Here is a 13,730-nt window from a genome sequence, read left to right as displayed (position 1 = left end):
TATACTAGTTTTAGTTTCTTAAAAATAAGCAATTATTACACCAATAACCGATTTTCACCTGTTTTTTTATCAAATCAAAGCTTTTTTATACGTTTCAATCGCACGTATCCTTGCTTCTTTATTATCTACTATAGGATTTTTATAGTCTAAAGAATCAAATTCTTGCACCCATTTTCGAATATAAACTCCCGTTTTATCAAACTTTTTCTGTTGTTCCAGTGGATTGAATATTCTAAAATACGGAGCTGCATCACAGCCACATCCAGCAGCCCACTGCCAATTTCCATTATTAGATGCTAAATCATAATCTAATAAATACTGTGCAAAATAAGCTTCTCCCCACCTCCAATCTATCAACAAGTGCTTAGTCAAAAAACTCGCTACTACCATTCTTACACGGTTATGCATAAACCCCGTTTCATTTAACTCTCGCATCCCTGCATCAACTAATGGATATCCAGTTTGCCCTTTACACCATAAGTCAAATTCTTCTTCGTTATTTCTCCAATTAATTCGCTCGTATTTATCTTTAAAACAAGAGTTAACTACCTGTGGAAACAAATACATAATTTGACTAAAAAAATCTCGCCAAATCAACTCCTTTAGCCAAACTTCATTGTGATGTAAAGCGAAATTCACACATTTTCTAATCGAAATCGTTCCAAATCGCAAAGCTATGCCCAAGCGAGTAGTACCCTCAATAGCTGGATAATCTCTATTCTTATCATAGTTACTGATAATCCCTTCATCTAAAATAGGGTGAGTATAATCTAAACTTGACCTTTCAAACCCCAATTCTTCCAAAGTAGGCAAGTCATTTTCTACGGAAACAAAACTCTCTTGACAAAGTATAGTCGTATAGTCAAATAACGCTCGATCATCTAATTTTACTCTCCACATTTTAGCATAAGGAGTATAGATCTGATAGGGAGTTCCATCACTCTTCAATATTTCACCTCCTTTAAAAATAACGTGATCTTTATACTGAAAAAAGGAAATATTGCGAGATGACGCCTTCTTTGCAATCAAATTATCTCTGTCAATAGACGTTGGTTCATAATCTTCATTACAATAAATTGCCGCTATATCGTATTGTTCAAATAGTTTATCATAAGCTTCACTCGCTGTTGTATGCAAACACATGACAGAAGTATGATAATCTTTTAAAGTGTTATTTAGAGAGTTAATCGCCTGATGAATATAATCCACTCGAGCATCATCTCGACGAGAAAAGCGAGCGAGAATACTTTTGTCAAAAATAAATAACGGCAGTACGCGATAACCTGAATTTAAAGCGAAATACAAACCTACATTATCTTCTATTCGCAGATCTCTCCTAAACCAAAAAACAACTACCTTCTCTTTTCTTTCCATAATGCAAACAATAAAAAAAACTCATTACCCCAGAAAGGATAATGAGTTTAAATTTAATAAAAAACAATTATTAATAAGTTGTTCAGCTGTTTTAATTATTGAAATACACACTACTAATACCCAGTAATATAAACGACCTATTTAACTTTATAATGAATTATTCAATCTTTTCGTCCAACTTAAACCTCTTAAAATCTACATTGGAACTGTATGAAAGCAAGATTTGAATTATATGCCTTGCTATCTTTTACACTCTGTTTAAAATTATCTATTTGCATTCCAACTTGTATTCTTGCGGCATAATTTTTTAGAAACTCCAAACTAAGCATAGGTACCCAAGTTTGTCTACCATTAGAGTTTACTTTTGAGTTTTCATCTAAATATTCATAACGACAGGCAAATTCAACTGCTTCGAAGTGCTTCTTACCGATTTCATAGCGTATATTAGGCAAGATGTAAAAACTTTTCATGACATAATCATTAAGTTCCCCAAAGCGCATTTCTGGTGCAGTGCTATAATACAAATTGTGGTTGGTTCCTTGTTTTGCCTCACTTTGAAAATCAAAACACCAACGATCATTTATTGGCAACTTGGCACTAACTTCTAAACCAACGGCATAGATTGTCTCTTTTTGAACTTCTCCCACTCCTCCACTAACTCCAACATTCAATTCATGTTCTTTATCTAAACTGAACAATAGTCTTGAAGAATAGTGTTTTCCATTATCTGAATCGGTTTTATTCCTTCCATTTCCATTGGTCACTGATAGTCCATAACTCATCGGTACTTTACCTAAATCTACACTACCAGTTAAAGCAGCACCTACCTGGAAACTCGTCCAACCATTACTTGAATACAAATAATATGAATTTGAATAGTCAATCGATTTCAGAACATCTGCTGGATAGGTTTCTTCTAATCCAAACAAAGGTCTAAATTGCCCAATTTGAACTTGTAAGTAGCGACTAAAGGTGTATTTAGCATAAGCATTCTCCAAAACTTTGTGTTTAGGATCTTGCTTAAAATCAGCTAAATTAACCAATGCGACTACCTCAAGGTTCTCCATGACAGTTGCATTTAAGGAAACCCTCATCCTCTTTAAGTCAAATGAATTACTCGTTCCTTCTCCATCACTATGATGCAGACCGTCAATATCAACACCATTTTTAAAATTATTCAAATATCTACCTTGAAACACACCTCCAACTTTAAACTTAGGATAAGTTGTCTCTACAGGATTTAGAATAATTTTTTCTTCAAAAACTTGAATGGTGTCAGTCACTATTTTTTCTTGAGCAAAAAGTGATACACTGCAACACAAAATCCCAAGTGCAATCCCTTTTCTCTGAATTGATCTAAACAAATTGTTCATAGATTATTTCTTTTTAAACTTCAAAAAGCTTGCTCGATTATACTCATAGTTCATACGTGCAATATTAAGTACTGAGATTCCCTGAGGACATTCTACTTCACACGCTTCAGTATTTGAACAGTGACCGAATCCCTCTTGATCCATTTGCCATATCATGCGCAGTGCTCGTTGTTTTCGTTCTTCTTTTGACTGTGGTAAAATAGCTAATTGTGTAATTTTTGCAGCAGTAAACAATGCCGCACTACCATTTTTACAAGTAGCCACACAGGCTCCACATCCTAAACAGGCTGCAGAATCAAATGCCGCTTCTGCTACTTCATGTGACACGGGAATTGTATTTGCTTCTGGTGCTTGACCTGTATTCACAGACACATATCCTCCAGAAGATATAATTCTATCAAATGCAGAACGATCTACTTTCAGATCCTTTTTTACTGGGAATCCCGCAGCTCTAAAAGGCTCTATCAAAATCGTTTCTCCATCTTTAAACTCTCGCATATGCAATTGACAAGTAGTTGTATTCTTTAAAGGACCATGCGCATTTCCATTAATCACAACACCACATTGACCACAAATCCCTTCACGACAATCGTGATCAAACTCTACTGGTTCTTCATTCTTTAAGATCAACTCCTCGTTCAAAGTATCTAACATCTCTAAAAAAGACATGTGAGTATTGACATTATCGAGCGTATAATCTACAAGCTTACCTTCAGATTTACGGTCTTTTTGTCTCCATATTTTTAAATGTAATTTCATAGACTATATATATTATTTATAACTACGGATAGTTGGTTTAACAAATTCAAATACTAACTCTTCTTTATTCAAGATTGGCTCCTGATCTAAACCGCCAGGCCATTCCCAAGCAGAAATAAATTGATACTGTTCATCATTTCGTTTTGCTTCTCCATCTTCCGTTTGGTATTCTTCTCTAAAGTGAGCTCCACATGACTCCTCTCGAGTTAAAGCATCGTAACACATTAATACACCTATTTCCAAATAGTCTGCTACACGACCTGCTTTTTCTAACTCGGAGTTCATTGTCTTAGATTCACCAGGAATGCGAACATCTTTGTAAAATTCTTCTCTTAACTTCTTGATTTCTACAATAGCGTATTCTAATCCCTCTTTTGTTCTTGCTAACCCACAATAGTCATATAATAGCTTTCCTAATTTCTTATGGAAATAATCGACTGTTTTTGTTCCTTTGATATTCAATAGGTTATCTAACTTCTCTCTTACCTCTTTTTCCGTTTTTTCAAACTCAGGATGATCCGTTGAAATAGCTCCTACTCTAATCTGATCTGCTAAATAGTTTGCAATTGTATATGGAGCAATGAAATAACCGTCTACAGATGCTTGTAACAATGAATTTGCTCCTAAGCGATTTGCTCCGTGATCCGCAAAATTAGCCTCCCCTAAAGCAAACAACCCTGGAACAGTTGTCATTAATTCATAATCTACCCACAATCCTCCCATAGAGAAGTGAGCTGCAGGCGAAATCATCATCGGCTCTTTATAGGCATTAATACCAGTAATCTTTTCATACATGGTAAATAAGTTTCCATATTTCTCAGCAATTTTTGCTTGTCCTTGCTCGCGAATTGCCTTAGAAAAATCCAAATAAACAGCATTCTTTAATGCTCCTACTCCATGCCCTGCATCTATTCTCTCTTTGGCTGCACGAGATGAAATATCTCTCGGAGCTAAGTTTCCAAAAGCAGGATAACGGCGTTCTAAGTAGTAATCCCTTTCATCTTCTGGTATATCATTCGCAACTCTTGTTTCATCCGCTTTTTTGGGAACCCAAATACGTCCATCATTTCTCAATGATTCTGACATCAAGGTCAGTTTAGATTGATACCCGCCAGATTGAGGTAGTGAAGTTGGGTGTATTTGAGTCCAACTTGGTGAGGCAAAGAATGCTCCTTTTTTATGCGCTCTCCAAATTGCAGAACCATTACATCCCATTGCCAATGTAGACAAATAGTAAATTTTACCAAATCCTCCGGTTGCCAATACAACAGCATGTGCTGCATGTCTTTCTATCTCACCTGTCTCTAAATTTCTAACAATAACTCCTCTTGCCTTACCATCAATAGTAACCAAATCTAACATTTCGTGAGAAGAATACAGCTGAACTGTCTTCTTATCTACTTGACGCATCAATGCTTGATATGTTCCTAAAAGCAATTGTTGTCCTGTTTGTCCTCTTGCATAAAACGTTCTACTAACTTGAACTCCTCCAAAAGATCGGTTATTCAAATACCCACCGTACTCACGGCCAAATGGCACACCTTGAGCTACTGCTTGATCTATCAAGTTTACAGAACACTCAGCTAAACGGTAAACATTCGCTTCACGTGCTCGGAAATCCCCTCCTTTAAGCGTATCTACAAACATACGGTAGATACTATCTCCGTCATTCTTATAATTTTTAGCAGCATTCACCCCTCCTTGAGCAGCAACAGAGTGCGCTCTACGTGGAGTATCTTGAAAGCAAAATGACTTTACATTATAACCCATCTCTCCAAGAGATGCCGCTACAGAACTTCCTGCTAATCCAGTACCAATTACTATGATATCTAATTTCTTTCTATTCGCTGGATTCACCAAGCGAGCAGTTTTTTTATAGTTAGACCATTTATCTTCTAATGGTCCTTGAGGTATTTTTGCATCTAATTTCATTACAACATCTTAATTTTGGGTGAAATACATATATAAAGGCATTAAAGCAAAGCCTACACATAATACTACAGAATAAATAATTCCAATTACGTTAATCCAACGAACAAACTTTGGATGAAATAATCCTAATGAGCGAACCCCACTATTGATACCGTGAATCAAATGATAACACAATGCAATCATCGCTACTACATAAAGTATTACAATCCACAGATTAGTAAAAGTCTCTTGTACTAACAAGAATAAATCCTTATTTCCATTAGCATCCACAGCCGTAAACTCTCCAAAACGATAGATATACCAAAAATTAGCAAAGTGTGTAACTAAAAAAACTAAAACTATAGTCCCTAATAATCCCATATTTCTACTATACCATTTGCTCGCTCTTCCTCTATTATCACGTTTATACAAACCACCTGCTTTTCTGTTTTTCAAAGTGATGATTAATGCATAAACAACGTGCCCGATAATAGACAAGTAAAGAACATAGGATATAATCTTTACAATAGGATTAGTTGTCATAAAATGCGAATAAGCATTAAAACTTAATTTTGCTTGTTCTGGTTCCAGAAATAATTGTGTATTCCCTAAACAGTGTATTAATAGGAATAAACACAAAAATAACCCTGTCGCTGCCATTACAATCTTGCGTGAGAGTGTGTTCATTTTTGTAAATGTTTAAAATAATTAAATATTTATTGAGCTAATCTATCTTGATTATGTAAAAATAAGATTCAAATAGTACCGTTAAAATGACAATTATCACAATAAATGTCTTTTGCCTAACAGCATTCGTATTTTAACATTTCAAATAAAAACTCAAGACCTTATTCAGTCATCAAACTTAAAATTATTGCTTTTCCTTAACATAAATAAATATTTCAACTTAGTTTTTTAAGATTCCGATATTATAGAACTATTATAAATAAAAACGTGTACCTTTTTAAAACTGTATGCTTTTATCTACAATTGCTTATTGAGGTTTTATAGTCGTTTTTATCCTATTGATTAGATACCTCAATCAAAATAGAATCACATTCTTCATAGTCCCCAGTTGTTACATCAAACTTGTATTTCATCTTTAAATTATTCAAACAGTTACCGTTTGCATCAAACTCTCCTGTTTCTACACTAATAATCAACACATCACCTTCAAAAGAAACTAATTCACATCTAATTTCTTCTTTTAAATCTCGATCCAAGAATTGAACAATATCACCCGATGCCGTATATTGCTTGTTGTACTTTTGAGCAAATTCATCAAAAGTTGTTACGTCAAATTTTTGCAGTAAAATATGATTTATCTGCTCATTTAGTCTTTTGGTTACTGCTGCATTTTTTAGCTCTACAAATAATCTCTTGAACCTATATACTTTCTGAGTAAATACATAAGAATCTTCGTTTTCATTACTCACCAAGACAGTCTTTGCATATTCGTTAGTAAAAGATTTAACCTCTATTTCGCTACTTCCTAAACCTCTTCCAAGTTTTTTATTTACAGCTTGGTTATTATAATATCCTTTAAGCCTTATTGTACTGTCGCTTGCAAAAGTTAAGTCTAAATACTCTCCCTTTTCATTAGTCAACCGCGCATGCCTTCCTGTTAACTTCCCTATTAAATAATTAGGATCTCTTTCCCAAAATAAAAATACGTGCAAACGCATAGAATCAAGTTCTTTATTCACGATTACATACCAACATTCGTCTGTACCGCTTAGCTTGGTTTTGCATTTTTTGCTTTTGTCAATATAAACGCGATTAAAATATTGTGGTAATTCAAGTTTCTCATTTTGATAATTGTTAGAGCGAAATGCTTTACAACCAGAGAGACCTATAACCATAAATAATCCCAGTATCAAAAAGCAATAACGTCTAAAAAGCGATCTTCTTTTCATTTTTTTCAAATTATTAATCTAAATATACACAATAGATAACCTATTTAACGCAAATTAAATATAATAAAACAAAAAATATTGTAGCTCTACGCTTACCAATTGATATGCATTTATTCCCTCTACAAGACGAGCACTATCTTATTTAGTGATGAAAACACTAAAATTAATAATCAAGTTGACGAATTTTAAAAAACAGATTAACATACTTTATGTGAGGGGTTTTCTTGCACTTCCTTCGGGTTTTCTTGCACCTTTCTTGGGGTTTTCTTGCCCAGAGCGTGCTTTTCTCGAAGAAAGGTGCAAGAAAACCGCAAGCAATGCCCTTGTATATCGCTACAAAGCTTTTAATAGATTGTCTAGTAAGTATGGAAAAACTATAAACTAATACCTTGATTCGAATTCACCTCATCTATAGCTTTTGTGGAGCTTGACATCCTTATACTTCATAGTATCTTTAGATATAACTGTCTTTAGTCTAATAGAAGATTTTTACCAAAAACTCCTGCAAAGTCTCATTATTCTCTCATCATAAAGAATAAAAGAACACAGATAAATGGTAAAAGATATTTTCGTGCTAAAAAAGAAAGCTTAAAAATGATCTTAAAACTAATAAAAACAAAAAAAAACAGTAGTAAACCAAAGTCTACCACTGCTTCATTCTATATATCTTTTGTCTTAGTCCTCTAAGACTGAGGTTCTATTTTAAATATTTGATCAGCTACTTAGGTGCTTCCTCACACCCTTGTCTGAAATAGAAGCGATGTTTGTGTGTCCTTCTGTTATGACTATGTAGTTCTATCCTATCACACTTTCTACTATTAATAATCCATCTTCCTCATTAGCGAGCAAAACCCTTATGCACTTAAGAGAAAATCCTTATGTATCAAGATATTCCATTTGCTGTAATAAATCTCCTACCACACAAGCATCTTCTACTTTCAATTGCCTAATTCTCATATCACTCATTTATCACGCTGAAACTCATTTACCTTTACTTTGCTTCATCCTTATTGCTATACACTCTATTTCCAGCCATGCTTGCTCCAGAATTGCTATCTAATTTGGTAAAGACATAACTGGAGATTACGGTTAGCAATCCCATTACCAAGAACGTATAGCGAAAAACATCAATACTATCTCCTGTGTCTCCTACAAAACTCTTTTTGAAAATCAACAAGAACATTGCAGAAACTGAGATTCCAAGACTGATTGCCAGTTGTTGTGTTACGGACAAGAGGCTATTTCCTTCACTTGAAGTCTCATTATCTAAATCAGCAAGTGAGATTGTATTCATTGAAGTAAATTGTACAGCATTAAATGCCCCGTTGCCTATCATTAATAAAATCACAACCCAATAAGGCGTATTTCTATCAATAAAAAAGAACATCGAGATCAATAACCCTGTCAAAATAGTATTGGAAATCAATGTTTTTCTATAACCGTATTTCTTAACAATCGGCACAACAAAATTTCTCGAAATCAAATTAGATAAAGCTTGTGGGATCATCATTAACCCCGCATAAAAAGCAGAATAACCATACCCTACTTGTAATAAAAGAGGAATCATTAAAGGCATTCCTCCTATGCCAAGACGAGTAACCAAGTTGCCTATTAATCCTATTTTTAGAGTATCTATCTTAAATAAGCTAAGTTTGATTAAAGGAAAGGGCGTGCGTTTCGCATAATAAACATAACCTACAATACACAATATCGCCAATAAGCCAAATGCTATTAGATTGAATACTGATATACTCGGAGAATCCCAACGTTCAATCACAATTGTAATCATGGTTAACCCTCCACTCAATAGCAACCATCCCCATAAATCAAAACGCTTAACTTCATTTGTAAAATCTGGTACAATTGTCCTTGCAAACAATACAGCTATAATACCAACTGGTAAATTGATTAAAAATATCCAATGCCAAGAGAGTTTCTCTACCAAGAAACCACCAACTGTAGGCCCCAACATCGGACCGATAAGAGCTGGAATAGTAATAAAGTTAATCACCTTTAGCAATTTATCTTTTGGATAAGCGTAAATCAACGTTAAACGAGCTACTGGCACCATCATTGACCCTCCAATGGCTTGGAAAATCCTCGATAATATCAACTCATCTAAGTTTCGGGAAACTGAACAAAAAAGAGAACCTAACGTAAACAAAGTTACTGCTAAAATAAAAATCTTTTTTGTACCAAAACGGTCTGCTAACCAACCGCTGAGAGGAATAAGTAATGCAACAGTTAAAGTATAGGATACAATCACACTCTGCATCTGTAAAGGCGACTCTCCCAAGCTTTTCGCAATAGAAGGTAAACCTGTATTTAAAATAGTCGCATCTAAAGCCTGCATAAAGATTGCTAATGCGCCTAACCATGGTAAATATTTTTGGATTTTTGGATCTTTGATTACACCCGCTTTCATAAATTCACAGCAATTTTTATATGATTAGCTAATACAGATCTATATTAAAATCATATGTAGTAAAACATTCTAATAAAAATAAACAATGTTTGAGCTCTTGAGAACATTTTTATTTCTACTACTTCCTTTTTCATTCGTTTCTTGCGATTATTATTAGTTGTTAAACTTCTAATACTTCTCAGAAACAGGACAAAGATACGACATATAATCCAATTTACTTTTAACTCATTTTCACGATTTAATAGATTAAACAACATTTTAATCAACGTAAACTACATAAACCATGAATTTATTTCTGTTATTTCAATTTTTCAATCCATTTTACTCAACAGTCATAATTCTTACTGTTCAATCCAATTTTTTATCATCATTGCCCCTTGTTCTGTCATAAAAGACTCCGGATGAAATTGAATCCCCCTGATATTGTACTCCTGATGTCTTATCCCCATAATTATTCCATCAGTACTTACTGCTGTAACAATAAGCTCGGGTGGAATACTTTCAGCAGCTAATGCCCAAGAGTGGTATAAACCTACGGTGGAATTATTAGCCACCCCTCTAAATAACAATTCGCCAGAATCCAGAATACACAGTGATCGTTGTTGACCGTGTAAGACATCTGGCAAATTAAATAAAGTCGCACCAAAGTAATCTCCTATGGCTTGATGTCCCAAACAAATACCCAAAATAGGTTTGGTCTCTTTATACTTCTCTAAAACTTGATACATGATAGGGCTTTTTTGTGGAATATCAGGTCCTGGAGAAAAGACAATCTGATCAAAAGATGAAATAGCGTCAAGATTAATCTGGTCATTTTGAACAACAGTAACATCACAGTCTGGGTGCTCGTCAAATAATTGGTACAAGTTATAGGTAAAGGAATCGTGATTATCAATAATGATAATTTGTTTCTTCTGGCTCATAAAGTATTCGTAATTTTGAAAGCGAATTAAAACGTTGAAATGAATCTCAAAGATACAACTATAGCTAAAATGAACGAATTGGGAAGTCAAAGAATTCCCTTTCTCTTTATCATCGACTTTGAGGAACAAAATAGCTTTATCTCCCCTTTAGCAGAAATAGACAAGAATCAAGTGCAATACGACTTTAACCATATCACTAATACCACTTCTTGTCCTGTAAAAATAAAGCCTGAACTCAGCGCCTACCCTATTTCTTATCAAGAGTATTTAACCCAATTCGAAATAGTAAAAGACAATATCCAAAAGGGTAATTCTTATTTGTTAAACCTTACAATTCAAACACCGATAGAGCTAAACTGTTCATTAGAGGAAATATTTCATTCTGTTTCAGCCAAGTACAAACTTTTAGTCAAAGGGAAATTCACTTGTTTTTCACCTGAAATATTTGTCAAAATAAAAGACAATAGAATCTATTCTTTTCCAATGAAAGGGACAATTGATGCCAATCTCCTTCATGCCAAAGAAATACTGTTAAACGATGCCAAAGAAAATGCTGAGCACTATACGATTGTTGACTTAATTCGCAATGATCTAAACATAGTTGCTAAACGCGTAAAAGTAGATCGATTCAAATACTTAGATAAAATTCATACCTCTAAAGGTTCCATTCTGCAAATGAGTTCACAAATTAGTGGCGATTTAAATGAGAATTGGCATCAACACATTGGAGATTTATTTCAAAAAATTTTACCTGCGGGATCGATTACGGGATCGCCAAAAGAAAAGACAATTGAAATTATCAATCAAGCAGAAAGTTATAATAGAAATTTCTACACTGGCATTGCAGGTATATATGATGGAGAGAATCTAGACAGTGGAGTTTTAATTCGCTTTATAGAAAAACAAGGTGATAACTTTTACTACAAAAGTGGAGGTGGGATAACTTACGCAAGTGATCCGAGAAAAGAGTATGAAGAATTACTACAAAAAATATATATCCCCGTTTCTTAAACGTCACAAGGCAACCCAAATTTATTCTATAACTTTCCCTATCACTGACTTAGATAGCTAAAGAAAATTGCATATTATATATTTTACAACAGTTTATGCTTTTTACAAATGAAAAAATAAAATGAGGGATAGCAAAAGTCATTATATTACCAATCTAATACTTTTCTCTGTATTTCATTGAGATTTTGTCAATCTTTATTTGTTATTCACTATTAAATTTACAGCTCATATTTTTCAGTTATTCAATCTTTTATGTATATTTCTACAACCAAAAAACTAAAAAATGAGAGAATTGTATAAGAAAATCGGTGAGTTACTCATCGATCAGGACTATCGTGCCTTACACGATCTTAAAATCGACAAACCTGAACACTTTAATTGGGTGAAGGAGATTTTTGAAGATATACACGTCAAAGAAACACCAGATAAAACAGCATTACTTTGGACAGATGGAAAAGTAACACATCACTATACCTTCTTGACACTGTGTAATCGCTATAATCAGTTAATTAATTTTTTGCGTTCCAAAGGCATCCAACAGGGAGATGTGATTCTGACACAGATGATGTTACAGCGCATTAACTGGGTAACTCATTTGGCAACGATTAAAGCGGGATATAAGCTTTCACCAGCAGCAAGTATTTTAGGCGTAAAAGACTTAGCCTATCGCTTTGAGAAAATTACTCCTAAAGTTATTTTAGCAGATCAAGACAATGTCGAGAAAATTGATGCGGCAGAAAAATTAGCTGGTATTCATATTCCTGTTAAAATTATTGTTGACGGCCAACGAGAGGGTTGGTATCCTCTTGCGGTATTAGATGAGCAGTCAACCGAAGCAGAAAGTGCACATACGAAACCAGATGATGTTTTATTTATGTTCTTTACTTCAGGTACTACAGGTATGCCTAAGATTGTTTGTCATACACAATTGAGTCAACCCCTTGGTCACTTAACAACTACAGCGTGGATTGGAATTACCAAAGATGACATTCACTATAATATCTCTCAACCAGGATGGGCAAAATTTGCATGGAGTAGTTTATTCGCTCCCTGGAATGTAGGTGCTACTATTTTTGCTTTCCATACCAAAGAGCGATTTAGTGCAGCAACCACACTTGAATTAATTGAGAAACACAAAGTAACTACATTGTGTGCCCCACCAACTGTTCTACGTTTTTTCATCCAAGAAGATTTAAAGAAGTACAATTTTAGCTTAAGACAGTGTGTCGCAGCGGGCGAACCGCTGAATCCTGAAATAATTGAGGAATGGAAAGAGGGTACGGGACTACTTGTCAGGGATGGCTTTGGACAAACCGAAAGTACTTGTATGGTTGCCAATTACCCTACTGCTAAAGTAAAATATGGTTCAATGGGTAAACCTACATTCTTATATGATATCATCATCGCTGATGACAACGGAAAAGAAGTTCCAATTAATGAAGAAGGAAATATATGTGTCAAAACAGGTACTGATCAACTTAATGGCATATTTAAAGAATACCTATACGATAAAGAAAAACAAGCACAGGTATTTAGAAACGGTGTATATTTTACTGGAGATAAAGCATATAAAGATGAAGATGGGTATATTTGGTTCATTGGTAGAGATGACGATGTTATCAAAGCGTCTGATTATAGAATAGGTCCTTTTGAGGTAGAAAGTGTATTGCTTGAACACGATTTAATTGTCGAATCAGCAGTAGTGGGAAGTCCACATGCAGTCAAGGGATTTGAGGTCAAAGCATTCGTTATTCTCAATGACCACACAAAGGCATCTGCTGAATTAGCTAAAGAGATCTTTGCTTATTGTAGAGAACACTTAGCACCTTATAAAATGCCGAGAAAAATTGAATTTGTAACGGAATTACCAAAGACGATTAGCGGTAAGATAAAAAGGGTTGAACTTAGAGCGCTACAAGCTGAGCGCATCGCTAAAAAACAAGAGGTTCCACTTGAATTTGATTATACTAAATAAAGAACTGAATAGTTTCTCCCCATAAAAAAAAAGAGGGTGTCCCAAAAGGTCACCCTCTTTTGT

The 13,730-nt window shown here is 34.4% G+C and carries 10 protein-coding genes; 2 read left to right on the top strand and 8 right to left on the bottom strand.

Annotated elements, in window-relative coordinates:
- Positions 1-69 precede the first annotated feature (69 nt).
- From GJV76_RS11545 to GJV76_RS11510, 8 genes are all read right to left on the bottom strand, one after another.
- Positions 70-1,374 carry a cryptochrome/photolyase family protein gene (locus GJV76_RS11545; RefSeq protein ID WP_155092776.1) on the bottom strand — a complete coding sequence of 435 codons (1,305 nt, stop codon included), beginning with the start codon at positions 1,372-1,374 and terminating at the stop codon, positions 70-72.
- 188 nt (positions 1,375-1,562) lie between these two features.
- Positions 1,563-2,747: a porin gene (locus GJV76_RS11540; protein WP_155092775.1), complete on the bottom strand. Its 1,185-nt coding sequence runs from the start codon at positions 2,745-2,747 to the stop codon at positions 1,563-1,565.
- A 3-nt stretch (positions 2,748-2,750) separates the two neighbouring features.
- Complete coding sequence (locus GJV76_RS11535) at positions 2,751-3,506, bottom strand: succinate dehydrogenase/fumarate reductase iron-sulfur subunit (protein WP_155092774.1); 756 nt, start codon at positions 3,504-3,506, stop codon at positions 2,751-2,753.
- 12 nt (positions 3,507-3,518) lie between these two features.
- Positions 3,519-5,438: a fumarate reductase/succinate dehydrogenase flavoprotein subunit gene (locus tag GJV76_RS11530; RefSeq protein WP_155092773.1), complete on the bottom strand. Its 1,920-nt coding sequence runs from the start codon at positions 5,436-5,438 to the stop codon at positions 3,519-3,521.
- A gap of 9 nt (positions 5,439-5,447) precedes the next feature.
- Entirely contained in the window at positions 5,448-6,104 is a 657-nt protein-coding gene (locus GJV76_RS11525) for a succinate dehydrogenase cytochrome b subunit (RefSeq protein WP_155092772.1), read from the bottom strand.
- A 335-nt stretch (positions 6,105-6,439) separates the two neighbouring features.
- Entirely contained in the window at positions 6,440-7,333 is an 894-nt protein-coding gene (locus GJV76_RS11520; RefSeq protein ID WP_155092771.1) for a hypothetical protein, read from the bottom strand.
- Positions 7,334-8,324: 991 nt separating this feature from the next.
- Positions 8,325-9,758 (bottom strand): multidrug transporter subunit MdtD, encoded by a 1,434-nt coding sequence (mdtD, locus tag GJV76_RS11515; protein ID WP_155092770.1) that lies wholly within the window; start codon positions 9,756-9,758, stop codon positions 8,325-8,327.
- Positions 9,759-10,099: 341 nt separating this feature from the next.
- Positions 10,100-10,681 (bottom strand): anthranilate synthase component II, encoded by a 582-nt coding sequence (locus GJV76_RS11510; protein WP_155092769.1) that lies wholly within the window; start codon positions 10,679-10,681, stop codon positions 10,100-10,102.
- A 39-nt stretch (positions 10,682-10,720) separates the two neighbouring features.
- Between GJV76_RS11510 and GJV76_RS11505 the strand changes: the two genes are divergently transcribed.
- Complete coding sequence (locus GJV76_RS11505) at positions 10,721-11,692, top strand: aminodeoxychorismate synthase component I (RefSeq protein WP_155092768.1); 972 nt, start codon at positions 10,721-10,723, stop codon at positions 11,690-11,692.
- Between the two features lie 283 nt (positions 11,693-11,975).
- Entirely contained in the window at positions 11,976-13,667 is a 1,692-nt protein-coding gene (locus tag GJV76_RS11500; RefSeq protein ID WP_155092767.1) for an acyl-CoA synthetase, read from the top strand.
- Positions 13,668-13,730: the final 63 nt, after the last annotated feature.

This window comes from Myroides albus (assembly GCF_009711045.1).
Lineage (GTDB): Bacteria > Bacteroidota > Bacteroidia > Flavobacteriales > Flavobacteriaceae > Flavobacterium > Flavobacterium album_A.
The sequence above is the reverse complement of the archived record's forward strand: the minus strand, read 5'-3'. Positions and strand labels throughout refer to the sequence as shown.